The 24,472-nt window shown below is 61.1% G+C and carries 24 protein-coding genes; 10 read left to right on the top strand and 14 right to left on the bottom strand.

Translation table 11 applies throughout. The features are described from left to right. Position 1: 1 nt before the first annotated feature. Positions 2-613 carry a cob(I)yrinic acid a,c-diamide adenosyltransferase gene (locus GM668_RS07670; RefSeq protein WP_155438352.1) on the bottom strand — a complete coding sequence of 204 codons (612 nt, stop codon included), beginning with the start codon at positions 611-613 and terminating at the stop codon, positions 2-4. Positions 614-700: 87 nt separating this feature from the next. Between GM668_RS07670 and GM668_RS07665 the strand changes: the two genes are divergently transcribed. Genes GM668_RS07665 through glcF form a run of 3 tightly spaced genes read left to right on the top strand, consistent with a single transcriptional unit; the run spans position 701 to position 4,502 of the window. Continuing rightward, positions 701-2,188 carry an FAD-linked oxidase C-terminal domain-containing protein gene (locus GM668_RS07665; protein ID WP_155438351.1) on the top strand — a complete coding sequence of 496 codons (1,488 nt, stop codon included), beginning with the start codon at positions 701-703 and terminating at the stop codon, positions 2,186-2,188. A gap of 3 nt (positions 2,189-2,191) precedes the next feature. Beyond that, positions 2,192-3,265, top strand: a complete 1,074-nt coding sequence (gene glcE, locus GM668_RS07660) for a glycolate oxidase subunit GlcE (protein ID WP_155438350.1) — start codon at positions 2,192-2,194, stop codon at positions 3,263-3,265. Next, complete coding sequence (glcF, locus tag GM668_RS07655) at positions 3,255-4,502, top strand: glycolate oxidase subunit GlcF (protein ID WP_155438349.1); 1,248 nt, start codon at positions 3,255-3,257, stop codon at positions 4,500-4,502. The genes glcE and glcF overlap by 11 nt, the downstream gene beginning before the upstream one ends. A gap of 1 nt (position 4,503) precedes the next feature. Here glcF and GM668_RS07650 read toward each other — a convergent pair whose 3' ends face one another. The 5 genes from GM668_RS07650 to GM668_RS07630 form a co-directional block, all read right to left on the bottom strand. Next, positions 4,504-5,490 carry a response regulator gene (locus GM668_RS07650; RefSeq protein WP_155438348.1) on the bottom strand — a complete coding sequence of 329 codons (987 nt, stop codon included), beginning with the start codon at positions 5,488-5,490 and terminating at the stop codon, positions 4,504-4,506. Further along, positions 5,487-8,912: an MHYT domain-containing protein gene (locus GM668_RS07645; RefSeq protein WP_155438347.1), complete on the bottom strand. Its 3,426-nt coding sequence runs from the start codon at positions 8,910-8,912 to the stop codon at positions 5,487-5,489. The genes GM668_RS07650 and GM668_RS07645 overlap by 4 nt, the downstream gene beginning before the upstream one ends. Before the next feature lie 50 nt (positions 8,913-8,962). After that, positions 8,963-9,448 carry a glutathione peroxidase gene (locus GM668_RS07640; RefSeq protein WP_155438346.1) on the bottom strand — a complete coding sequence of 162 codons (486 nt, stop codon included), beginning with the start codon at positions 9,446-9,448 and terminating at the stop codon, positions 8,963-8,965. Positions 9,449-9,503: 55 nt separating this feature from the next. Then, positions 9,504-10,640, bottom strand: a complete 1,137-nt coding sequence (locus tag GM668_RS07635; RefSeq protein ID WP_155438345.1) for a PilT/PilU family type 4a pilus ATPase — start codon at positions 10,638-10,640, stop codon at positions 9,504-9,506. A 90-nt stretch (positions 10,641-10,730) separates the two neighbouring features. Further along, positions 10,731-11,774 carry a type IV pilus twitching motility protein PilT gene (locus GM668_RS07630; protein WP_155438344.1) on the bottom strand — a complete coding sequence of 348 codons (1,044 nt, stop codon included), beginning with the start codon at positions 11,772-11,774 and terminating at the stop codon, positions 10,731-10,733. A gap of 90 nt (positions 11,775-11,864) precedes the next feature. Here GM668_RS07630 and GM668_RS07625 point away from each other — a divergent pair, with 90 nt between their 5' ends. Continuing rightward, complete coding sequence (locus GM668_RS07625) at positions 11,865-12,587, top strand: YggS family pyridoxal phosphate-dependent enzyme (protein ID WP_155438343.1); 723 nt, start codon at positions 11,865-11,867, stop codon at positions 12,585-12,587. Then, positions 12,584-13,417, top strand: a complete 834-nt coding sequence (gene proC / locus GM668_RS07620) for a pyrroline-5-carboxylate reductase (protein ID WP_155438342.1) — start codon at positions 12,584-12,586, stop codon at positions 13,415-13,417. The genes GM668_RS07625 and proC overlap by 4 nt, the downstream gene beginning before the upstream one ends. Positions 13,418-13,444: 27 nt before the next feature. Here the strand turns inward: proC and GM668_RS07615 are convergent, their stop codons facing one another. Both GM668_RS07615 and GM668_RS07610 read right to left on the bottom strand, forming a co-directional pair. Continuing rightward, positions 13,445-14,191 carry a substrate-binding periplasmic protein gene (locus GM668_RS07615; RefSeq protein ID WP_211923362.1) on the bottom strand — a complete coding sequence of 249 codons (747 nt, stop codon included), beginning with the start codon at positions 14,189-14,191 and terminating at the stop codon, positions 13,445-13,447. An 11-nt stretch (positions 14,192-14,202) separates the two neighbouring features. Then, positions 14,203-15,180: a porin gene (locus GM668_RS07610; RefSeq protein ID WP_170305541.1), complete on the bottom strand. Its 978-nt coding sequence runs from the start codon at positions 15,178-15,180 to the stop codon at positions 14,203-14,205. Positions 15,181-15,340: 160 nt separating this feature from the next. Here GM668_RS07610 and GM668_RS07605 point away from each other — a divergent pair, with 160 nt between their 5' ends. After that, entirely contained in the window at positions 15,341-16,108 is a 768-nt protein-coding gene (locus tag GM668_RS07605; protein WP_170305540.1) for a substrate-binding periplasmic protein, read from the top strand. 9 nt (positions 16,109-16,117) lie between these two features. Here GM668_RS07605 and GM668_RS07600 read toward each other — a convergent pair whose 3' ends face one another. The 3 genes from GM668_RS07600 to GM668_RS07590 are packed head-to-tail and all read right to left on the bottom strand — an operon-like array spanning position 16,118 to position 18,320. Further along, entirely contained in the window at positions 16,118-16,453 is a 336-nt protein-coding gene (locus GM668_RS07600) for a glycine zipper domain-containing protein (protein ID WP_155438339.1), read from the bottom strand. Between the two features lie 18 nt (positions 16,454-16,471). Beyond that, entirely contained in the window at positions 16,472-17,326 is an 855-nt protein-coding gene (gene ubiA / locus GM668_RS07595; RefSeq protein ID WP_155438338.1) for a 4-hydroxybenzoate octaprenyltransferase, read from the bottom strand. Between the two features lie 55 nt (positions 17,327-17,381). Further along, complete coding sequence (locus tag GM668_RS07590) at positions 17,382-18,320, bottom strand: hydrogen peroxide-inducible genes activator (RefSeq protein WP_155438337.1); 939 nt, start codon at positions 18,318-18,320, stop codon at positions 17,382-17,384. 148 nt (positions 18,321-18,468) lie between these two features. Between GM668_RS07590 and GM668_RS07585 the strand changes: the two genes are divergently transcribed. Together GM668_RS07585 and GM668_RS07580 are read left to right on the top strand one after the other, a co-directional pair. Beyond that, positions 18,469-19,668 (top strand): PilT/PilU family type 4a pilus ATPase, encoded by a 1,200-nt coding sequence (locus tag GM668_RS07585; protein ID WP_155438336.1) that lies wholly within the window; start codon positions 18,469-18,471, stop codon positions 19,666-19,668. A gap of 5 nt (positions 19,669-19,673) precedes the next feature. Next, positions 19,674-20,156: an adenylyltransferase/cytidyltransferase family protein gene (locus GM668_RS07580; protein WP_155438335.1), complete on the top strand. Its 483-nt coding sequence runs from the start codon at positions 19,674-19,676 to the stop codon at positions 20,154-20,156. On the opposite strand, the gene GM668_RS07575 is transcribed toward GM668_RS07580, so the two are convergent. From GM668_RS07575 to GM668_RS07565, 3 genes are all read right to left on the bottom strand, one after another. Next, positions 20,153-20,614, bottom strand: coding sequence for a DUF421 domain-containing protein (locus GM668_RS07575; protein WP_155438334.1), 462 nt, complete (start codon positions 20,612-20,614; stop codon positions 20,153-20,155). The two genes, GM668_RS07580 and GM668_RS07575, sit on opposite strands and share 4 nt — an antisense overlap. Positions 20,615-20,683: 69 nt before the next feature. Beyond that, positions 20,684-21,154, bottom strand: a complete 471-nt coding sequence (trmL, locus tag GM668_RS07570; RefSeq protein WP_170305539.1) for a tRNA (uridine(34)/cytosine(34)/5-carboxymethylaminomethyluridine(34)-2'-O)-methyltransferase TrmL — start codon at positions 21,152-21,154, stop codon at positions 20,684-20,686. 32 nt (positions 21,155-21,186) lie between these two features. Continuing rightward, positions 21,187-21,999 carry a ComF family protein gene (locus GM668_RS07565; protein WP_155438333.1) on the bottom strand — a complete coding sequence of 271 codons (813 nt, stop codon included), beginning with the start codon at positions 21,997-21,999 and terminating at the stop codon, positions 21,187-21,189. A 59-nt stretch (positions 22,000-22,058) separates the two neighbouring features. Between GM668_RS07565 and GM668_RS07560 the strand changes: the two genes are divergently transcribed. Next, entirely contained in the window at positions 22,059-22,979 is a 921-nt protein-coding gene (locus tag GM668_RS07560) for a methyltransferase domain-containing protein (RefSeq protein WP_155438332.1), read from the top strand. Positions 22,980-23,248: 269 nt separating this feature from the next. Beyond that, entirely contained in the window at positions 23,249-24,472 is a 1,224-nt protein-coding gene (coxB, locus tag GM668_RS07555) for a cytochrome c oxidase subunit II (protein ID WP_155438331.1), read from the top strand.

The raw sequence follows: 24,472 nt of genomic DNA, 5'->3' as shown, positions 1-24,472 counted from the left end.
CTTACTCTTCGTCCGCCGCGCCGGCAGCGGCTTTGGCCGCATACTCTGCTTTGGTTTCCTTGCGCGATTTGCGCTCGTGCTGCCACAGCACGTCGCCGCCGCCGGCAAAGCGGTTCAATACGCGGGCCAATACGAACATCAAGTCCGACAGGCGGTTCACATACTGGCGCGGGTGGTCATGGATGGTTTCCGCCTTGCCCAGGGTGACGATGCTGCGTTCGGCACGGCGGCAAATGGTGCGGCATACGTGGGCCAGCGATGCGGCGCGCGAGCCGGCCGGCAAAATGAATTCCGTCAGCGCAGGCAAGGTGGCGTTGTGCTTGGCCAGCAGCGCGTCGAGCTTTTCCACGTGCTCTTCCTTGATCATCTGGTAGCCTGGAATGCACAGTTCTCCGCCCAGGTCGAACAAGTCGTGCTGCACGCCCACCAGTTCATCGCGCATGTCGTCCGGCATGTCTTCAGCCAGCAGCAGGCCGATATGGGAATTCAATTCATCAACGTCGCCGATGGCGCAAATGCGCACGCTGTCTTTGTCGGTACGGCTGCCATCGCCCAGGCCCGTGGTGCCGTTGTCACCGGTACGGGTTGCGATTTTAGAGAGGCGGTTGCCCATGGTAAGTTCTCCGCGTGGTTCGTTAGTCGTGGATGACGAATCCCGGCAGCATACGACAAATCGCCGGTTTGCACATAAAATAAGTAAATGACCACCCAGTCCACGCCCGCAGTTTCCCCAGAGCGCCGGCAGCAAGTTGCCGCCGCGTTGCACGCCGTGCTGCCGCCCACTTGCGTGCTGAGCGCACCGGAAGATACGCGGCCGTATGAATGCGACGGCCTGTCCGCCTACCGCCAGTTGCCGATGATCGTCGTGCTGCCCGCCAGTGAAGAGCAGGTGCTGGCCGTGCTGGACGTGTGCCGGCGCCTGCATGTGCCCATCGTGCCCCGTGGCGCCGGAACGGGATTGTCGGGCGGCGCCATGCCGATTGCCGATGGTGTCGTACTGTCGACTGCGCGCCTGAATAAAATCGTCCGGCTCGACGCGTATTCGCGCATGGCCGTTGTGCAGCCGGGCGTGCGCAACCTGGCGATTTCCGAAGCAGCCGCGCCGTACGGGCTGTATTACGCGCCCGATCCTTCGTCGCAAATTGCCTGCACCATCGGCGGCAACGTGGCGGAAAACTCAGGCGGCGTGCATTGCCTCAAGTATGGCTTGACCGTGCATAACGTATTGCGCGTACGCATGGCCACGATCGAAGGCGACATCGTGGAACTGGGCAGCGAAGCGCCGGATGCGCCGGGACTGGACTTATTGGCCGCGTTTATCGGCTCCGAAGGCATGCTGGGCATTGTGCTGGAAGTCACCGTCAAGCTGGTGCCGAAACCCGCTGCAGCCAGAGTGATTATGGCATCGTTTGACGACGTGACGGCAGGCGGCAATGCCGTGGCGGACGTGATTGCCGCCGGCATTATTCCGGCCGGGCTGGAAATGATGGACCGCACGTCGTCGCGCATGGTGGAGCCGTTCGTCAGGGCTGGCTATGACACGGAAGCCGCCGCTATCTTGCTGTGCGAAGCGGATGGCACGGCAGCCGAAGTGGAAGAGGAAATCACCCGCATGGCGGCCGTGCTGCGCGCGGCCGGAGCCGGCGCGATTGCTGTTTCCACCTCGGAGGCGGAGCGCTTGAAATTCTGGTCGGGCCGCAAGAATGCCTTCCCAGCAGCAGGCCGCATTTCGCCGGATTACTACTGCATGGATGGCACCATTCCCCGCAAGCATTTGGCGCGTGTGCTGCAAGGCATCGCGGCAATGGAGCACAAGCACGGGCTGCGCTGCGCGAATGTGTTCCATGCGGGCGACGGCAATTTGCACCCGCTGATCCTGTTCGATGCCAACCAGCCGGACGAATTGCGCCGCGCCGAAGCGTTTGGCGCCGATATCCTCGCGCTGTGCGTGGAAGTGGGCGGCACCATCACGGGCGAACATGGCGTCGGCATCGAGAAAATCGATTCCATGTGCGTGCAATTCACAGCGGCGGAATTGAATGCATTCTTTGCACTGAAGCGGGCGTTTGACCCGCTGTCGCTGCTGAACCCGGACAAGGCGATTCCCACGCTGAACCGCTGCGCGGAATTCGGCAAGATGCGCGTGACGGGCGGCGTGTTGCCGCATCCGGACTTGCCCCGTTTTTAAAGGATGGCGATGCTCGAAGAATTCCGCGAACGGCTGCGAGAGGCCACCGCCAATCAACAGCCGCTGCGCTTCCGGGGTGGCGGCACCAAGGACTGGTATGGCGGTCCACTGACGGGCGATGTGCTGCAAACGGCAGGCTATGCGGGCGTGGTGGATTATGAGCCATCGGAACTCGTGATCACGGCCCGCTGCGGCACGCGGCTGGCCGACATCGAAGCGCTGCTGGCGCAGCATGGGCAAATGCTGGCGTTTGAGCCGCCACGGTTTGGCGCCGCCTCGACCATAGGCGGCGTGGTGGCGGCAGGCTTGTCGGGGCCGCGCCGCATGGCGGCAGGCAGCGTGCGCGATTTCGTGCTGGGTGCAAAGCTGGTCAACGGCGCAGGCGACGTGCTGAACTTCGGCGGCCAGGTCATGAAAAACGTGGCGGGCTATGACGTGTCGCGGCTGCTGGCCGGTTCGATGGGAACCCTGGGCCTGATTGCGGAAGTATCGCTGAAGGTGTTGCCGCTGCCCGTGCGGGAAGCAACGCTGCACATGCCGCTCGATGAAATTGCCGCGCTGCGTGCGCTGAATGAGTGGGGCGGCCAGCCGCTGCCGCTGTCGGCCAGTTGCTGGCATGGCGGCGTATTGTCGGTGCGCCTGTCCGGTGCGGAAAGCGCCGTGGCGGCTGCGATCGGCACGCTGGGGGTACAAGCTGCCGTGATGCCGGAGCGCGATGCACAAGCGCTGTGGAGCAGCCTGCGCGACCATACGCATGCATTTTTCGATACGCCGCACTTGTGGCGTTTGGCCGTGCCGCCCCATGCCAGCGCGATTATTTTGAAAGGGGAATCGCTGATCGAATGGGGCGGCGGCCAGCGCTGGCTGCGGGCTGATGCGGTGCGGGCCGGCGATATCCGCCGCACGGTGGCAGCCAGTGGCGGCCATGCGACGCTGTTCCGCACTGCGGATAAAAGCGTGCCGGCCTTCCACCCTAAGGCGCCCGCGCTGGCGCTGCTGAACCGGCGCGTGAAACAGGCATTTGATCCGGCGGGCATCTTCAATCCAGGCCGCCTGGGAGAGCCGCATGCAAACTAAGCTGGCGGACTTTATCAAGCACACGCGCGACGGCGACGAAGCGGAAGCGATTTTGCGCGCGTGCGTGCATTGCGGCTTTTGCACGGCCACCTGTCCCACGTACCAATTGCTGGGCGATGAACTCGATGGCCCACGTGGCCGCATTTACCTGATCAAGCAAGTGCTGGAAGGCGCGCCTGTCACGGCGAAAACCCAGACGCATCTGGACCGCTGCCTGACTTGCCGCAGCTGTGAAAGCACGTGCCCGTCCGGCGTGCGCTATGGCCGGCTGGCCGATATCGGGCGCAAGGTGGTGGAACAGAAAGTGCCGCGTCCTTTACCGGAACGTATCAAGCGCGCCGTGCTGAAAGAAGCGCTGCCGCGCCGCTGGCTGTTCACGCCGGCTGTGAAGCTGGGACGGCTGGCCAAGCCCCTGTTGTCAAAGCAGTTGCAGGACAAGCTGGTTGCCGCGCGCCCGGCCGGAGCGTGGCCGCAGCGCGTGCACGCGCGCCGCATGCTGGTGCTGCAAGGCTGCGTGCAGCCGGGACTGGCGCCATCGATCAATGCATCGGCGGCGCGCGTGCTCGATGCACTGGGCATCACGTTGTATGCGGCGCCGGAAGCGGGCTGCTGCGGCGCACTGCGCTACCACTTGAATGACCACGATGGCGGCCTCGATGACATGCGCCGCAATATCGATGCATGGTGGCCGCATGTGTCGGGCGAACATGGGGCGCCCCATGCGGAAGCCATCGTCATGACGGCATCCGGCTGCGGCGCCAGCGTGAAAGAGTATGGCCACTTGCTGGCGCATGATCCTGTCTACGCAGCCAAGGCGCAGCGCATCGCCGCCATGACGCAGGATTTAAGCGAAGTGCTGGCCGGGCTGGAGCCGCAAGTGCGCGCGCTGGCCGGCAAGGCTGCGTATGGCGAACGCGTTGCCTACCACCCGCCGTGCACCTTGCAGCATGGCCAGCAAATCCGTGGCAAGGCGGAACAGGTGCTGCGCGCGGCCGGTGTCGACGTCGCGCTGTGCGCGGACAGCCATTTGTGCTGCGGTTCCGCGGGAACCTATTCGATGCTGCAGCCAGAGCTGGCGAACCAGCTGCGTGAACGCAAGCTGGCCGCGCTGGACGATACGGGAGCGGCCACGTATGCATCGGCCAATATAGGCTGCCTTACGCATTTGCAGGCTGCGACGGACAAGCCGGTGCTGCACTGGATTGAAATCTTGGAGCAGGCGCTGAAACTGTCCTGATTTATTCCCGCTCCGCCCACTTGTTCATGATGACTTCAGCCTGCGGAATCAAGCCGAGGAACAAGTCCACCAGTGCCGGATCGAAGTGCAGCCCCCGCTGCGCCCGCAAGTGGTCGCACGCCTGTTCCACGGTCCACGCCTTTTTATACGGGCGCACGGAAGTCAGCGCGTCAAACACGTCGGCAATGGCCACAATCCTTCCCGCCAATGGGATATCTTCGCCTTTCAGCCCGGCCGGATAACCGCTGCCATCCCATTTTTCGTGGTGGGTGCGCGCCACCTCGTATGCGACGCCCAGCATGCCGGTCGCATGCTCGCCTATGATGCTGGCGCCGATGGTGGGGTGCGTTTGCATCACTTCCCACTCATCGGGATCCAGCTTTGCCGGCTTTTGCAGGATACGGTCGGGGATGCCGATCTTTCCGATATCGTGCATGGGCGCCGCGTTGAATAAATCATCCACGTCATCTTCATTCAATCCCGCTGCCATGCCCAGCAAGCGCGCGTAATGGCTCATGCGGATCACATGCAAGCCTGTTTCATTGTCCTTGTATTCCGCCGCCAGTCCCAGCCGCTGAACGATTTCCAGGCGGCTGGCTTTCAATTCATCCATGCGCACCAGCGATAAATGCAATTGCACGCGGGCTTTCACGACAGGCGGACTGACGGGCTTCGTGATGTAATCGACACCGCCCGCATCGAAGCCCGCCACTTCATCGACAGCGTCCGTCAGCGCCGTGACAAAGATCACGGGAATGCCGGCCGTGGCAGGATCGGCTTTCAAATGCTTGCAGACGTCATAGCCCGTCATGTCCGGCATCATCACGTCCAGCAAGATCAAATCCGGCTGTTCGCGCGCCGCCAGTTCCAGCGCACGGGGCCCATCCTTGGCAAACAGCAGCCGGTAGCGGTCTTGCAGGATTTGCCGCAGCAATTGCAGGTTAATAGGCTCGTCATCGACGGCAAGTATCACAGGTTGGCGGTTCATGGCGTACTCCCGGCGGACGGCGGCACGCAAGACGCCAGCAGCGCCTCCAGCCGCGCGTGCGCCGCACTGAAATCAAAATTATGCATCGCATCGCGCAATTCATCGAGCCGGCCCGGCGCAGCGTGCCCGGCCAGTACCTGCGCAAAGGTTTGCAGCAGGGCGTCATCGAATGCGCCACTGTCAATTGAACGGTGCAGCTGTTCCGCCAGTTGCTGCACGTGCGTTGTATCGAGTGTTCCGTTACCGGCACTGTCATCCGCGCCAGTTGCCTGGGCGCCCTGCGCCGCCAGCACAGTGGTGATGGCGGCGCATGCGATCGCCAACTGTTCACTGGCCTGCGCCAGCAGCGTGCCCAGTGCGTTGCGCGCGTCGGCGTTATCGATGGCGGCATCGGCGCTGGCGCCGGCCTGTTGCCATGCATGTTCGACCCGGTCCAGGATGGCGGCCAACTGTTCCAGACCCAGGTTGGCTGCGGCGCCCTTGGCCTGGTGCGTCAGTGCCGCACCATCCTGATAGCGCTCATTGGACGCAATGCCGGCAAGCTGATGGCCGAGGTCCATGCGCTCTTGCACGAATGCGTGCAGCGCCCGGTAATACGGCTGTTCCTGTTCTCCCCAGCGGCGCAAGCCCAGGCCCAGATTCAGCACGGCCAACGCGCCACGTTGTTCGGCTGGCGCAGCGCCGGCCGCATCCAGGCCCAGCACACGCGCCAGCTCCCTTGCCAGCACGGGCATGTCGACGGGCTTGGGCGAGAAGCCATCCATGCCGGCGCTGCTGGTCGCTTCCCGGTCTTTTTCCAGCACGCTGGCCGTCATGGCAATGATGGGGGTGCGGGCGCGGCCTTGCTCGCGCTCCGCCGCGCGGATGCGGCGTGTGGCTTCCAGCCCATCCATGAAGGGCATTTGCACGTCCATCAAGATCACGTCGAACCGCCCCTCGGCTGCCAGCCGCACGGCAGCCGCGCCATCGCTGGCGGTGACGACTGAATGGCCCCGTTTTTCCATCAGTAAGGTCAGCAATTCCAGGTTTTGCGGGACGTCATCCGCCGCCAGGATGCGCAGCGGCGGCAATTGGATAGCCTGATGGCTGTCCGTCTGCGCATTGGGCTGGGACGCGTAAATCAGCGGCAGCTGCACATGGAATTCGCTGCCCTGGCCTTCAACGCTGGTGGCCCAGATACTGCCGCCCATTAATTCCGTCAATTGCTTGCATATGGTGGTGCCCAGCCCCGTGCCGCCGTAGCGCCGGTTCATCGACGCATCGGCCTGGGTAAACGGTTCAAAGATAGCAGCCAGCCGGTTGTGCGGGATGCCGATCCCTGTGTCGGCCACGGTGATGTGCAGCTGTTCCAGGCCGTCCTGTTCTTCCAGCGCCAAGGTCAAGGTCACGCTGCCCTCACCGGTAAACTTGATGGCGTTGCCCAGCAAATTCGTCAACACCTGGCGCACCCGCAATTCATCGCCGCGCAGCCGGTGCGGCAGCGCATCGCTGTAATGCACGCTCAGCACCAGCCCTTTGGCTGCCGCATTGGCGCCCATGGTCGACGACAATTCATCGACCAGGGCCAGCAAGTTGTAATCGCTTTCTTCCAGTTCCACCGCGCCTTTATCCAGCTTGGCCGTATCGAGGATTTCATTCAACAGCCGCAGCAGCGAGCGGGCGGAATTGCGTACCGTATCGAGGTGGCGGCGCTGGTCCGCCGCCAGCTCGCCCTGCAGCAGCACGTCGGTAAAGCCCAGGATGGAATTCATCGGCGTGCGGATTTCATGGCTCATGTTGGCCAGGAAGGCCGCGCGGGCGGCGGCCGCCTGTTCGGCGCGCTCTTTTGCAGCGCGCAAGTCTTCTTCCATCTGGCGCCGCCCGGAAATATCGAGGATGACGCCATCGAGCCACGTGACTTTGCCCTTGTCGTCAAAGATGGCGCTGCCGTTTTCCCATACCCAGCGCAGGCTGCCGTCGCGGTGGTGGATGCGGTATTCCAGCGTAAAAGGCTCTTTGAGTTCAATCGCCAGTTCCAGCTCATGTGCGAGCCGTTCGTGGTCGTCGTGATGGATCAATTCGCTGAACATGCGGCGCGGCGGCGATCCCACGAAGTCTTCCTGGGGATAGCCTGTCAGCGTTTCCACGGCGGGGCTGACAAACACCATGGGCCAGCCGGGGGCATGCAGTGCGCGGTACGACATGCCGGGAATATTGCCGATCAGCGAGCGCAGTTGCTGTTCACTGTCGCGCAGCGCCTGCTCCATGGCCTTGCGTTCGCTGATGTCGGTGACGAAGCACACATACAAATCCTGGTTCGCCAGCCGCGCGTGGCCATAGGCATTGCGCACGGGGACCTTCGCGCCGCTCTTGTGCAAGCCGAGGATATCCTGGCTTTCCCCGATCATGCCTTCGCGGCCATCTTTCAAATGGCTGAGCAAACCGTCGCGCGCGGAGCGGGTCGGGTCGGCAATCAAGGTGCGCACATTCCTGCCGACGATTTCTTCCTTCTTCCAGCCAAAGATACGTTCGGCCGACTTGTTGAATTCGCGGACGGTGCCATCTGATTCCACGGTAATGACGCCATCGACGGCGGTTTCCAGCAGCGCGCGCATCCATGATTCGCTTTCGCGCAACTGGTAAAACAGGGCGCGGTAGCGCAGCAAGCCATTGGCGGATGTCACCAGCAGCGTGAAGACAGCAGTGGTCAGCGAGACGGCCAGCGCGAGGAAGGGAGCATTGAGAATTTCACTGGCGGCGTCCGGTTCCACGCGGCCAACGAAGCGTGCTGCCGCCATGCCCGTGTAATGCATGCCGGCGATGGCAAAACCCATCGTGACGCCGGCCACGCCCAGCCGCGTGTTTTCCGACATCCACGTGCGCAGCATCGACAAGCCGAAACGCACCCACAAGGCCAGGCTGGCCAGCGCCACGGCCACCAGGATCGACAGGCCGAACATCCATGGGTCATAGCGCAATTCCAGCGTGCTGCGCAGCGCCGCCATGCCCGTGTAATGCATGGCGCCGATGCCGGCGCCTACCAGCACGCCGCCGATCAGCAATTGCCAGCCATTGATACGTTTGCGGCCGATCAGCGACAGCGCCACGCTGGACGCGGCAATACTGGGCAACATCGACCAGATGGTCAGGGCGCGGTCATATTCGACGCCGGTGCACAAATTAAAGGCCAGCATGCCGATGAAGTGCATCGCCCATACGCCGCTGCCCAGCGCCAGGCTGCCGGTCAGCAGGGCGGCGCGGCGCAGGTTGGGTGTCGATGCCGACGCGGCCTGGCCCGCCATCTGCAAGCCCATCCACGAGGAAAAGCTGGCCACCACCACGGACAGCAGGACCAGCCACGGATCATAGTTGCCGTAGGTCAGCATCGATGGGTCGTCAGGAGGGGAGAACAGTTGTGCGAGGTACGTTGTCACAGTACTCATGTCGGCACCATAAAAGACAAAACCCGGCGCGGGGCCGGGCTGGGATGCGTTTATTCCGCCAGCAGCTTTTCTATGTCGCCCGTCATTTCTTCGGGTTTGGTGGTGGGCGCATAGCGCTTATAGACCGTGCCGTCTTTGCGGACCAGGAACTTGGTGAAGTTCCATTTGATGCCTTCCGTGCCCAGCAAGCCTGGCGATTCTTTTTTCAAGTGCTTGTACAGCGGGTGCGCGCCGTCGCCATTGACGTCGATCTTGGCAAACATGGGAAAGCTGACGCCATAGTTTTTCTGGCAAAACGCGCCGATTTCCGCTTCACCGCCCGGTTCCTGCGAGCCGAACTGGTTGCACGGGAAGCCCAGCACTTCCACGCCCTTGTCCTTGAATTGCTGGTAGACGGATTCCAGTCCTTCATACTGGGGGGTGAAGCCGCACTTGCTGGCTGTGTTCACGATCAGCAGCACTTTGCCTTTGTATTGCGACAGGTCGATAGCTTTGCCGGCCAGCGAATCGGCCTTGAAATCGAAGACGGTGGTCATAAGTTTCCTAATGTGTGGGTGCCCGGCCTGAAGGCCCGGCACCCATGTTGCTAAATTAGACGATGTTGAGGTGTTCCGTGCCGGCCGACATGTCGCGGTTTTGCGCGGCTTTGCTCTCCAGCTTGATTTTCAGGCGCAAGTCATTGACGGAGTCCGCGTTGCGCAGTGCATCTTCATACGTGATCTGGTCCGCTTCATACAAATCGAACAGCGACTGGTCGAATGTCTGCATGCCCAGTTCGCGCGACTTCTTCATCAATTCCTTGATCTCATGCACTTCGCCCTTGAAGATCAAGTCGGAAATCAGCGGGGAATTGAGCATGATTTCAATTGCCACTGCGCGGCCCTTGGCTTCCTTGCGGGGAATCAGGCGCTGCGAAATCATGCCTTTTAAATTCAGCGACAAATCCATCAGCAATTGCTGGCGGCGCTCTTCCGGGAAGAAGTTGATGATGCGGTCCAGCGCCTGGTTGGCGCTGTTGGCGTGCAAGGTGGCCAGGCACAGGTGGCCCGTCTCGGCAAACGCAATCGCGTGATCCATGGTTTGCCGGTCGCGGATTTCGCCGATCTGGATCACGTCCGGAGCCTGGCGCAGCGTGTTTTTCAGCGCGATTTCCCAGTCGTCCGTATCGACGCCCACTTCGCGCTGCGTGACCACGCAATTGCCGTGCGGGTGTACGAATTCGACCGGGTCTTCAATCGTGATGATGTGGCCATAGCTGTTCTGGTTGCGGTAGCCCAGCATGGCCGCCAGCGTCGTGGATTTGCCGGAACCGGTGGCGCCCACCATGATCACCAGGCCGCGCTTGGCCATGATGACTTCCTTCAGCACTTCCGGCAGGCCCAGGTCTTCCAGTTTCGGAATGGTGGAATTAATGGTCCGCAGCACCATGCCGACCGCACCCATTTGCACAAAGGCGGATACGCGGAAGCGTCCCAGGTCGCCTGGGCTGATGGCGAAGTTGGCTTCCTTCGTCATTTCAAAACCGGCGGCCTGCTTGTCGTTCATGATGGAACGGGCCAGGTCCGCCGTGTGGGCCGGCGTCAGCGGCTGGGCCGACACGGGCGTCATCTTGCCGTCGATTTTCATGGCGGGCGGGAAGCCGGCCGTGATGAACAAGTCCGAGCCTTTTTTGCTGAGCATCAGGCGCAGCAAGTCGAACATGAATTTGGAGGCTTGATCGCGTTCCATAAAAACCTTTCGTCATCCAGGCGAAAGCCGGGACTCATACTGGCTGCCCGAAGCCAGGGCAGAAATTCGATAGCGGCCTTGATTGAACCGTTACCCCGGGAAGTTTTCCGGAATCTTCGCGGCAAAGCGCGCGGCGGCCGACGAAATCACATTGCGCCGGACCAGGTCCGTCAAGTTCTGGTCCAGCGTCTGCATGCCGACGTTGCTGCCGGTCTGGATCGCCGAATACATTTGCGCGATCTTCGCTTCCCGGATCAGGTTGCGGATAGCCGGCGTGCCGACCATGATTTCATGCGCCGCCACGCGGCCGCCGCCATCTTTGGTCTTCAACAGCGTCTGCGATATCACTGCTTGCAGCGATTCCGACAGCATTGCGCGCACCATTTCTTTTTCTTCGGCCGGGAACACGTCGATGATACGGTCGATGGTCTTTGCCGCCGATGACGTGTGCAAGGTGCCGAACACCAGGTGGCCCGTTTCCGCCGCGGACAAGGCCAGGCGGATGGTTTCCAGGTCGCGCAGCTCACCCACGAGGATGGCGTCCGGGTCTTCCCGCAGCGCCGAGCGCAGCGCGTTGTTGAACGACAGTGTATGCGGGCCCACTTCGCGCTGGTTGATCAGGCATTTCTTCGATTCGTGCACGAATTCGATCGGGTCTTCGATCGTCAGGATGTGGCCGTATTCGTTTTCATTGAGGTGGTTGATCATGGCCGCCAGCGTGGTGGACTTGCCGGAACCCGTGGGCCCCGTCACCAGCACCAGTCCGCGCGGCTTCATGGCGAAGTCCGCGAAGATTTTCGGGCAATTCAACTCTTCCAGGCTCATGATCTTCGATGGAATGGTGCGCAGCACGGCGGCGGCGCCCCGTTCCTGGTTATACGCATTGACGCGGAAGCGCGCCAGGCCGGGAATCGCGAAGGAAAAGTCGCATTCCAGCATTTCCTCGTACGCTTTGCGCTGGCCGTCATTCATGATGTCATAGATCATGCCGTGCACGTCCTTGTGCTCCATCGGCGGCAAGTTAATGCGGCGCACGTCGCCATGCACACGGATCATGGGCGGCAAACCGGCCGACAAATGCAAGTCGGACGCCTTGTTCTTCACGGAGAATGCGAGTAATTCGGAAATGTCCATTTATAATCCCTGTGCCTGCGATTCGGGCGCCGCTCCCGAGTGGGAAGGCGCGTGCGCGCGGGCGATCGTCAACTCTCCCGCTCAACGATTATGTCCAGAATAGCCCGGAACTTGCAAGCAGTCATAGACAACATTGTTGCCTCGGAGCACGAGGCGGGCAGGGCTGCCGGTTCCGTGCAATTGCTGGCTGTTTCCAAGACTTTTGGCGCCGAATGTGTGCTGGAAGCCGTGCAGGGCGGCCAGCTGGCGTTTGGTGAAAACTATTTGCAGGAAGGGTTGGACAAAATCCGCGCCCTGTCCAGCGCCACGCCCACGCCGGACCAGGCGCTGGAATGGCACTTTATCGGTCCTATCCAAAGTAACAAGACCCGTCCCATCGCGGAAAACTTCGACTGGGTGCATACGGTCGAACGTGAAAAAATCGCCCAGCGCCTGTCGGACCAGCGCCCGGACGGCCTGCCGCCGCTGAACATTTGCCTGCAAGTGAACATCAGCGGCGAAGCCAGCAAGAGCGGCGCCACGCCGGAGGAAATCGGCGCGCTGGCCCATGCGGTGGCGGGGCTGCCCAGGCTGCGCCTGCGCGGACTGATGGCGATTCCCGAGCCGGAAGACGATTTTGACAAACAGCGCGCGGCCTTTGCCCGCGTACGCACACTGTATGACACGCTGCGCGCCCAAGGTTTGGCGCTCGATACGCTGTCGATGGGCATGTCCGGCGACATGCGGGCCGCCATCCTTGAAGGCGCCACCATCGTGCGTGTCGGCTCCGCCATCTTTGGCGCGCGTACTTACCCCTCCAAGGAATCTCAATGAAAATCGCATTTATCGGCGGCGGCAACATGGCCGCCGCGCTGATCGCCGGCCTGGCCGGCAAGCTGACGGCTGGCGCCAATATCCATGTGGTCGATCCGAATCCGGCGTCGCTGGAAAAGCTGGCCCGTGATTACGGGGTCACCGTGGCTGGTGCGGCGGGCGCACCGGTCAGCGCTGCGGACGTGCTGGTGCTGGCCGTGAAACCGCAAATCATGCATGAAGTGACGCAGCAATTGCTGCCGCTGCTGCAAGCGGCGCAGCAGGCGGGCCGTACACCGCTGGTGCTGTCCATTGCCGCCGGTATCCGTGCGGCCGACTTGTCGCGCTGGCTCGGGGGCTACGCGGCCATCGTGCGCACGATGCCTAATACGCCTGCCCTGATCGGCATGGGCGTGACGGGTATGGTGGCGTCCAGCGGCGTGACGGAACAGCAGCGCGACGCGGCCGACCGCATCTTGCGCGCCGTGGGCGACACCGTGTGGATCGACGATGAAAGCAAGATCGATGCGGTGACGGCGGTTTCCGGCAGCGGTCCTGCCTACGTGTTTTACTTTATCGAAGCGATGCAGCAGGCGGCCGAAGAACTGGGCCTGACGGCGGAGCAGGGCAAGCAGCTGGCCATGGCGACGTTTACAGGCGCGGCGCAGCTGGCCGTGCAATCGGCGGACCCGGTCGGCGTGCTGCGCGAAAAAGTCACGTCGAAAGGCGGCACCACGTATGCGGCGCTGACCAGCATGGAAGCGCAAGGCGTGAAAGCCGCCATTGTGACAGCCGTGAAAGCAGCAGCGGCCCGTGGCAAGGAATTGGGCGAGCAGCTGGGCGCGGCCTGATTGCCGGCCCGGCCCGGCCTGGGCGGATCAAGGTTCGCCCAGGTATTTCTGGTAAATCGCCTGAAACCGCCCCGTTTCTTTCAAATGCTTCAACCCCGCATTGAAGTCATCGCGGATTTTGCGGTCGCGGAACACGGGCCGGTAATCGAGCGGGTTGAAACGGACAAACGCATGCTCCGTCGTGGCTTTCGGCTTATAGCCCGTCTGCCGCAGCTGCAGCGTGAAATACTTGAAGATATTGCGGTCGCTGAGCACCAGGTCATAGCGGCCTTTATCCAGCGTCAGCACTTGCAATGCCTGGTCATTTTGCTCGTAATAATGGCCCTCGGCCTGCACCGCGCTTAGCCATTCCGGATAGCGGCGCGCTGCGCCGGCAAACGAAATCACGGTCAATCCTTTTAAATCTTCCGGCTTGCGGATCACCAGGTTGCGCTCTTTGAGGCTGATGAACACATTATCGTAAAACACGGCCGGGTCGCCATAGTAGGCGCCGTCAGGCCGCAAATCCTGGCCCAGGTCCGTCATCGCGGCGTCCACTTCATGCCCCTTGAAGGCGAACGGAATGCGGGCAAACGAGTAATAGCGGGGTTTCAGTACATGGCCGCGGAAAGCCAGCGCTTCGCCCAGTACTTCCAGTTCAATACCGGAATTGCTTTCAGGAAAGCAAAACGGCGGAATTTTCTCGCCGAACGCCATCGTGACGTCGGCCGCCGGGGCGGGTGTCGCGCACTGCCAGCCGATGGCCAGCAACGCGAAGGTACTGCGCAGGTTCATGTCAGAGATCGTCAGAATTGATGCCGTATGCCCACAGCGATCACACGCCGCGTGCCGCCCGGCAGCGTGGTCTGGTAATTCGCTGCACTGCCGTTGCGCAGGCGGGAGGATACCAGATACAGGTTAGTACGTTTTGACAGCCACTGGTAGTAGCCTGCGGCCAGTTGTTTGGCGCCCGCATTCGGGTTGTTGCGGTCAGTCTTGCGCACGTAATCGGCTGACAGCAAGTTCAGGCCGAACGGCACCGACACCCCCACCAGCAAATCGCGCGTATCGAGCGTCGTGTCGTTGGTGCTGCGGGCTGCCGCCAGCCAGCCCCGGATGGGGCCCAGGTCGACATTCCCGCCTATCATCGTGCTGCGCGCCAAGGTCGCGCCGGTGGCGTCATTGGCGTCGTGGTGCGCCAGCTGGATATTGAAGATGCCCGTCTTGTAACCGACGTCAAGGCTGATCTGGCGGTTGGCGCCGCTGCTGATGGCGCTTTCGCCGGCCGCCCACGCGACGTCGCCATAAAAACCGTTCAAGCCGGATGGCAGTGAATATTTGACCGTGTTATCCATGCGCACGCCGGAATCGTAAAACACGCGGGTCGATTCACCGGGGCCTTTGGCATCGAACGGATCATTGGTGGCGATGGCGCCGAAGTAAGGCGTGAACATGCGACCTGCGCGGATGGTGCCGATGGGGCTGGACAAGCCTACCCAAGCCTGGCTGCCGAACACGCGCCCGGCAAAGCTGGGCGCACCCGTATCGGATTCGATTTGCGATTCCAGCACGAAGCTGGCGGCCAATCCGCCGCCCAGGTCTTCCTGGCCGCGGATGCCGAGCCGCGATGCCGTCTGCTGGCCGCTGTCGACACGGGTGGACGACTTGCCGGAATTGCTGTCGGACGCGATGGCCAGGTCCACCACGCCGTATAAGGTGACCGGCTGCTGTGCGCAGACCCACGCTGGAACCAGGCATAACAGCATTGCCAATTGGTTTTGCATGACGGACTCCGCAGGTATGCGCATGGTGCGCTTACTGATGTTGTACTCCTGGCCCGGTCCGCCTGCAATGGCCTCATGCGTAGCTGTGCAAATTGGCAACGGTCTGTATGGCGCACTACAGACACGTTCGGTATGCTGGGACTTTTCCACGGGAGATGTCATGCGGCTACGGCGCGCTGTGCTGGCTTTACTGGTGTGGGCCACCGCCACTGGCGCCATCGCTGCCGAGCCTGGCGTACGCGTTTTCACGGTGGGTGTGGAAAGCCTGCAGTACTACCCGCTGCACACCGTCGACCGCAATAATGAATACACGGGCTTTGCGCGTGAAGTGCTCGATGCCTTTGCGCACCGCCACGGCTATACGTTCCGCTACGTGGCGCTGCCCATTAACCGCCTGTATTCCGCACTGCTGAAAGACCATACGGTTGACTTCAAGTATCCGGACAACCCGAAGTGGCGCGAAGAGTTGCGCACTGCCGCCCCCCTGAGCTACAGCGACGTCGTGGTGGCGACGGAAGAGGGCGCGATGGTGTTGCCGAACCGCCGCGGCCGCCCGCTGGCGGAAGTCAAGACATTGGGGACTGCGCTGGGCTTTACGCCGTGGCCTTATCAAGACGCGATTGACAGCAAGGCCATGACTGTGACCACCAATCCCAGCTTTGAAGGTTTGCTGCGGCTGGCCATGGCCGGCCACATCGATGCCGTGTATGTCAGCGTGGACGTGGCCAACCACATGCTTGATGAACAGTTGAAAGCGCCGGGCGGGCTGCAGTTTGATCCCGGCTTGCCCCATGCGCGCAGCGATTTCCGCTTATCGACTGTGCGCTATCCGGAAGTTGTGCAGCAATTTTCCCAGTTCCTGCAACAGGAAAAAGGCTGGCTGCATCAATTGCGCAGCCGCTACCACATCGGCAGCGCGCCGCGCTGAGCGGAAGGGTTAGTCGCGCCCGATCAGGTAGCCAAGCGCGAGGCCGGCAGCGGCGGCAATGCCCACGCCCACCCACGGACTTTCCTGCACATAGGCATCGGCGGCTTTGCATGCCAGCTTGCCACGGGCCAGCAGCGTATCTTCCAGCTTCAGCAAATCCGTCTTCGCACCGGCAATGGCGTCCTGGAACTGCTTTTTCGCCTGTTCGATGTCGGCCGGCGCATCTTTGGGAGCGGAATTGAGCCATTGTTCTGCGTCGCTGACCGCTTCGCGCAAGTGGCTCAGCAAGCGTTCGCGGTCTGCGCCGGCTTCGTGGCGCAAGCTGTCAGTCTGGTTCTGGTCCATGGTGCCCTCTCTATGTGATTAACGCAGCGCGAAATCCAGGGCGATGCCCGCAAATACGGCTGCTCCCAGCCAGTTATTGTGACGGAACGCGGCAAAGCAGGGCGCACGTTCGCGGCCACGGATCAGCGTGTAGTGATAGCCCGCGCAGCCAGCCGCCACCGCCAGTCCCGCATAGAACCACAGGCCCAGGCTGTAGTGGACACCAGCTGCCAGCAGCATGCCGAGGTTGACGGCATAGCACAGCATGATGGCGGCCACGTCAAACTGGCCAAACGTGATGGCGGATGTGCGGATGCCGATTTTCAAGTCATCGTCGCGGTCCACCATCGCATACTCGGTGTCATAAGCCACGGCCCAGAACACGTTGGCGGCCAGCAGCCACCACGCGACCGCCGGTACCGTACCCTGTACAGCCGCATAGGACATGGGGATGCCGAAGCCAAAGGCAATGCCCAGATACGCTTGCGGGATGGCGAAGAAGCGCTTGAAGTAGGGATAGGTGCCGGCAATCAGCAGGGCCGCCACGCTCAATTGCTTGGTCAGCGCATTCAATGGCTGGATCAGCAGGAAGGCCACGAAGGCCAGCACGCCGGCCACGGCCAGCGCTTCCTTGCCGCTGATGCGGCCGCTGGTGATCGGGCGCTCGGCTGTGCGCTTGACGTGGCGGTCGAAGTCCTGGTCCGCATAATCATTGACGGCGCAGCCGGCGGAACGCATGAGGAAAGTACCCAGGCAGAAAATTAGCAAGATGCGCCAGTCCGGCACGCCATGACTGGCCAGCCACAGCGCGCTCAAAGTCGGCCACAGCAGCAGCACGGTGCCGATGGGTTTGTCGAGGCGGATCAGGCGGAAATACAGCTGCAGCTTGTTCATCGCGGATAGTGTCAAGGGCAAAACCGCGATTATAGTACGGCGCAGATCCGTGGTTTCAGGCGTCGTTATGGGCCACCGGCGTCACGCCCGGCAGCTTGCACTGGGCCACCGCGGTGCAAATGGCGTCAATGGCGGCTTTGCGCGTAAAGCTCTTGCGCCACACGATGACGACGCGGCGCGTCGGTTCCGGATCGGAGAAGGGGCGGAATTGCAGCATGCCGTCTTGCGCATTCATGTCCGGCACGGAAGCGCGCGGCAGCACGGTCAGGCCGATACCGCTGGCCACCATGTGGCGGATGGTTTCCAGCGACGACCCTTCGAACGTGCGCTGCATGCCATTGCCGGGCGCCGCATAGCGGGCCATTTCCGGGCACACTTCCAGCACCTGGTCGCGGAAGCAGTGGCCATTACCCAGCAACAGCATGGTTTCTGTCTTCAAATCCTCGGCCGGGATAGTCTTGCGGGCTGCCCACGCGTGGTTTTGTGGCATGGCGACCACAAAGGGTTCATCGTACAGCGCTTGCAGCGCCATGCCGTGGTCGGGCAGCGGCAGCGCCATGATGGCCGCGTCCAGTTCGCCCTGGCGCAGCATTTCCAGCAGGCGGACCGTGAAGTTTTCCTGCAAGATCAGCGGCATTTGCGGCACGTGGCTGACCATGGCTTTGACCAGCGGCGGCAGCAGATAGGGTCCGATGGTGTAAATCACGCCGAGGCGCAGCGGGCCGGCCAGTGGATCCTTGTTTTGTTTGGCCAGCTCTTTGATGGCGGCAGTCTGTTCCAGCACGCGTTCCGCCTGGGCCACGATTTGCGCACCCAGCGGAGTAACCGAGATTTCCGCGCCGCCCCGTTCAAACAAGACCACGCCCAGTTCATCTTCGAGCTTTTTGATGGCGACCGATAACGTTGGCTGGGCGACATAACAGGCTTCGGCGGCGTGTCCGAAGTGTTTGGCGCGCGCAACAGCGACAATGTATTTCAGCTCGGTCAGTGTCATGCAACCTATTTGAACACAGGCAATCGGCGCACGCAATGGTGGTGTGGTCTGAAGGGCAAGCAAATTTGGTAACGTCAGGAAATAGTCACGGCATATGTCGCGGCATATAATGATTTCGCCAACCCGCAGCCAGACAGGAGTGATGCGCATGTCGACTTTCGGTCACGAAGAAGCCCAGGCTTACATCCATAAATTGCTGACGGTTATGCATCAGACCGGCGGGTCCGACCTGTTCATTTCAGCGGATTTCCCGCCCAGCATGAAGTCGCAGGGTTCGATGAAACCGCTGAGCCAGCAGCGGCTGACGGGCGAAGTCACGAAGGCGCTGGCGTACGCCATCATGAATGAGCGGCAGCGGACGGAATTCCAGACGGAACTTGAGTGCAACTTCGCGATATCGCTGCCGAACGTGTGCCGGTTCCGCGTCAATGTCTTCGTTCAGCAACAAAACGTGGCCATGGTGATCCGCACCATTGCGTCGGAAATTCCGAACTTCCAGAAACTGGATTTGCCGGAAGTGCTCAAGGAAGTCATCATGACCAAGCGCGGGCTGGTGCTCGTGGTGGGCGGCACAGGCTCCGGCAAGTCGACTACGTTGGCAGCCATGATTGACTACCGCAATGCGAATTCGGCGGGCCACATCATCACGGTGGAAGACCCCGTCGAATATGTGCACAAGAATAAGGGCTGCCTGATTACGCACCGGGAAGTGGGCGTCGATACGCTGTCGTGGCATAACGCGCTGAAAAACACGCTGCGCCAGGCGCCGGACGTGATCCTGATCGGCGAAATCCGCGATACGGAAACCATGGAACACGCGATTGCGTTTGCGGAGACGGGCCACCTGTGCCTGGGGACTTTGCATGCGAATAACGCCAACCAGACTATGGACCGTATCATCAACTTCTTCCCGGAAGAGCGGCGTAATCAACTGTTGATGGACTTATCGTCGAATTTGCGAGCGATTGTGTCGCAGCGGCTGATCCGCACGGAAGATGGCAAAGGGCGCAAGGCCGCCATTGAAATCCTGCTGAATTCGCCGACGATTTCAGAAATGATCTTGAAGGGGAATTTCCAGCAAATTAAAGAAATCATGCACAAGTCCCGCGAACTGGGCATGTGCACGTTCGACCAGGCGTTGTACGAACTCTATAATAAGGGCTTCATTTCTTACGAAGAAGCGCTGCGCAATGCCGATTCCGCCAACGGCCTGCGTCTGCAAATCAAGCTGCGGGGCGACCGCAAGGAACCTGGCGACAGTGGCGGTTCCAGCGCCGCCGGCGGCTTGAGCATGCAGATCGAGGAGGAAGAAGAGGAGGAAGATGATGCATCCGGCCCTAAAACATAATACCCATGCCTGAATTTGAAGAAAAAATCTGCAGCCGCGCCACGTTGAAGGAGCGGGTCGCGGCGTTGCCCAAGCCTGTTGTCTTGACCAATGGCGTATTCGACATCCTGCACCGCGGCCACGTGACGTACCTGGCGCAGGCGCGCGCACTGGGCGCGTCGCTGGTAGTAGCTGTCAACACGGATGCATCCGTCAAACGCCTCGGCAAGGGCGACGACCGGCCACTGAATCACTGTGAAGACCGCATGGCCGTCATTGCCGCGCTGGAGTCGGCCAGCCTGGTGGTGGCGTTTGATGAAGATACGGCGCTGGAAACCGTGCTGGAATGCCAGCCGGAGATTTACGCGAAGGGCGGCGATTACGATATGACGGCGATTCCAGAAGGCCAGGCCGTGCTGGCCTATGGCGGCAAGGCCGTAGCCATCGATTTCGAACATGACCGTTCCACCACGAAGCTGCTGGCAAAAGTACGCATGTACGGCAATTAAGACTTTCTGAGGACGGTGATTTTGCCGTCCGATTCCAGGAACATGCATTGCATTTCCTGTAAATCGCAATCTTCTTCCCGCAGCGCCTGTTCGACATCGGCGTCCGATACGCGGTTTTTGCGGGCAATGTCAGTAAAAACCGTGCCGTTTCGTCCGATCAGCACAGCGGTGCCTTCGATCAGGCTGGCTGCCTTGCGGTTATAAGCAGTCAGGTGCGCAATGGCGATATTCAGTGCGATCAGCGTGCCCGCCAACAGCAAGCCGCCCGGCACGGATTTATCGCCGCCGGACAGTGAATTGGACACGGCTTCGCTGAGCAGCATGACCACCAGTAAATCAAACGGCGTAAACTGGCCGACCGTCCGCTTGCCGGCCACGCGCACCATGACCAGCAGCGCGCCATAAATGATGGCGGCCCGCAGTATATATTCCCACCAGGGTAATTCCATATCAAACATGGCGCCTCCCGTCGGTTTTCACCGTTATACGACAGCAAACGGGAGCGCGTCCACACGGTTGGGAAACCGTCAGGCGCCGCCCTGATAGCCGTTTTGGCGCCACGCTTCAAACACCACGACCGCCACCGTATTGGACAAGTTCAGGCTGCGGTTGTCCGGGCGCATTGGCAGGCGGATGCGCTGCGACGGGGGGAAGCTGTTGCGGAATTCCGGATCCAGGCCTTTGGTTTCCGATCCAAATACAAAGACGTCGCCGGGACGGAACTGCTGGTTGGCGAATGGCGATGAGCCGTGCGTCGTCATGGCAAACAGGCGGGCGGGATCGGGCTGCACGGCGGCCATGAATGCCGCCCAGTCCTTGTGCACCTTCATGGCTGCATATTCGTGGTAATCCAGGCCGGCGCGCTTTAATTTGCTGTCATCGAGCTCGAACCCCAGCGGCTCGATCAAATGCAGCTGTGCCCCCGTGTTGGCGCACAGGCGGATCACGTTGCCCGTATTGGGAGGGATTTCCGGCTTGACCAGGACTACATGAAACACTTTACTTCTCCTTTAACCGATTATTTAAAACTTTATTCATCGTGCGGCGGTGTCCGCGCAAACACGAGGCAAGTAACGCGTGTTGCCCCGTACCGCTTCAATAGCGCCGCCAATTCGTTCATGGTCGCGCCGCTGGTCATCACATCGTCCACCAGTCCGATATGGCGGCCATCTATCCAGGCGCGCTGCGGCGCGGCAAATGCGCCTTTGATATAGGCGCGCCGTTCCGCCGGCGTGGCAGTCCGGCTCAGTGCCGCGGTTTCCTTCACGCGGATGACCAGTTGCGCTTGCAGCGGTATCGCCAGGCGGCGCGCCAGCGGCCGGGCCATTTCCAGCGCCTGGTTATAACCGCGTTCCACCAGCCTGCGCGGGCCCAACGGCACGGGGCACAACACGTCGGGCTGGATAAAGCCGGGGGCATCCAGCGCCGCGCCGGCAAGTGCATCGCCAAACAGCCGCGCCAGCGCCAGCCTGCCGCCAAATTTCAGTTGCAGCACGAGCCGGTCCAGCGGCAATGCATAAGCGGCCGCTGCGACCGTCGCATCAAACGCGGGCATCGTCCGCAAACAATAGCCGCATAGCCCGGTGGCGCCGGGCGGCAGCGGGTTCGCGCATTGGCGGCAGCGCAGGCACCGGGCCAGCCACCCTTCTATATAGTGGTGGTGGCAAGCCGCGCAGACCACGGCGCCGCCGGCGATGCCTCCACACAGCGCACATTCGCCCGGCAACAGCCACGTTCCAGCGCGCGCCAGCACCCGGCGCAGCGGCAGCGCAGCCCGACCCAGTTTGCCTGTCCAGCCCCATCCGGCGCCATGGCCGGTACCGTCAGGTGAACCGGTCTGCATCGCAAACCCCGCCAACCATGTAAACTGCCGCCATTATCTCATCCCAAGCAGTCAAGACCATGCAAGCACCCTCCAAGCCGCCAAAACTCAGCGCACCCATCGATATCGAGCGCGTCCGGACGCTATTTGCCCACCCTGAGCGTATCGCGCCATCGGATTTCCTGCGCCGGGAAATCGCATCCCGCATGCAAGACCGGCTGGCGCTGGTGAAAATGATCCCCCGCCGCGTGCTCGACGCGGGCTGCGGCCCGGGCGCGGATTTGGCAATATTGCAAAAAATGTACGGCGCCGCGCATATTGTCGGCATCGACGCGGCCGAAGCCATGGCGCGCGCCGCCAAGGGCCCGGCAGCCAAAGGCTTGAACCAGTTGCTCAGCAAACTGTTGCCAGGCAAAACCGGCGTGGACTTGCTGTGCGGCGATTTCGCGGAATTGCCGCTGCCATTGCACAGCATTGACCTGGTGTGGTCGAACCTGGCGCTGCACTGGCACCCGCAACCGGACCGCGTGTTTGCTGAATGGCGCCGCGTGTTGCGGATTGAAGGTTTATTAATGTTTTCGTGCTTTGGCCCGGATACGTTCTCGGAAGTGCGCAATGCGTTTGCTGAAGTGGATTTAGCGCAACATGCATTACCTTTTGTTGACATGCATGATTTTGGTGACCAATTGGTGGAGGCGGGCTTTTCCACGCCGGTGCTGGATATGGAAAAAATCACGGTCACGTACGATACGCCGCAAGCGTTATTGGCTGACGTGCGCGCATGGGGCGGCAATCCGTTGGCTACGCGCCGCCAGGGCGTATTGAGCCGCGCGGCGCACCAGCGCTTGCTTGCAGCCCTGGAACGCCAGCGCCGCGCCGATGGCAAGCTGGGCCTGACGTTTGAAGTGTTGTATGGACATGCTTTCCGTCCGGCGCCGCGCACCACCAGCACGGGCGAATCCATTGTCCGTTTCGATCTGCCGAGAAAACCCAGCAAATAACGCCGATACCACTCAAGACATACGCAGAATATGGTTATCCATATGTGGCAAATATCGCCAAAGCTGTCGGCTTTGCTCTTGCGTAATGGATAATCTTCTTGATGCGCTCAGAGGATGTTGACTATAATCCTTGACTAATTTTGCCATCTTTTTGCCCCGTTTTCGGGCACGGTAAAAAGGTTTTAGGTGTTGTAGCGCTCGGCGGCTATTCAGAACATCGAACGGCTGCCTTTAAAAATATTTTTATTTCTTGGGTGGTTGGGGAAAATATGATATATGCAAAGCGATTTCAATCGTTGATGCTCGCGCTGTCGGTTGCGGCCGCTTCTGTCCCTGCATGGGCGGCGGACACGGCGGCGGCAGTAACTGAATACTCGAAAGCCACCGGTGGTACGGGTGGTCCGGTCGTTCACCAGCTGAACTTGCAGCCGCCGGCAACGAAGATCGCGCATGAGGTCTACGACCTGCACAACTTGATGATGTACATCTGCCTGGCGATCTTTATCGCTGTGTTCGGCGTGATGTTCTACTCCATCTTCAAACACCGTAAATCGCTGGGCCACAAGCCAGCCACCTTCCACGAATCCACCGCAGTTGAGATCGCCTGGACCGTGGTGCCATTCCTGATCGTGATCGGCATGGCGCTGCCGGCAACCCGTACCGTGGTCGCCATGAAAGACACGTCGAATGCCGACATCACAATTAAAGCCACCGGCATGCAGTGGAAATGGGGTTACGACTACCTGAAGGGCGAAGGCGAAGGCATCAACTTCATCTCGAATATCGCCACGCCGCGTTCGCAAGTGGGTTCGCCAGGCGTTGCGCCAACGGAAAAGCGTTCCGATACCTACCTGATCGAAGTGGATAACGAAGTGGTCGTGCCGGTGAACCGCAAGATCCGTGTCGTGACCACCGCTAACGATGTGATCCACTCGTGGACCATCCCGGCCTTTGCCGTCAAACAGGATGCGATCCCGGGCTTCGTGCGCGATGCATGGTTCAAGGCCGAACATACCGGCGTCTATCGCGGCAACTGCGTGGAACTGTGCGGTAAAGAGCACGCATTCATGCCGATCGTCGTGCGCGTCGTGACGGCGGAAGAGTACACCGCGTGGGTCGACAAGAAGAAAAAAGAAATGGCTGCGCTGGCTGATGATCCGAACAAGGTCTGGACCCTGGACGAACTGAAAACCAAAGGCGAAAAAGTCTACACCACCAACTGCGTGGCTTGCCACCAGGCTACCGGTAAAGGCGTACCAGGCGCATTCGCATCGCTGGATGGCTCGCCAGTCGTGAACGGCCCGAAAGCTGACCAGATCAACGTGCTGCTGCATGGCCAGAAGAGCGGCAAGTTCCCAAGCGCCATGCCACCATGGAATGCCCTGTCGGATACCGATATCGCTGCGGTCATTACGTACACCCGCAACAGCTGGTCGAACAAGGCTGCTGAAAACATCGTTCAACCAGCCGAAGTCCTGGCTGCACGTAAGTAA

This window comes from Pseudoduganella ginsengisoli (genome assembly GCF_009720865.1).
GTDB classification, from domain to species: Bacteria; Pseudomonadota; Gammaproteobacteria; order Burkholderiales; family Burkholderiaceae_D; genus Rugamonas; species Rugamonas ginsengisoli.
The sequence above is the reverse complement of the archived record's forward strand: the minus strand, read 5'-3'. Positions and strand labels throughout refer to the sequence as shown.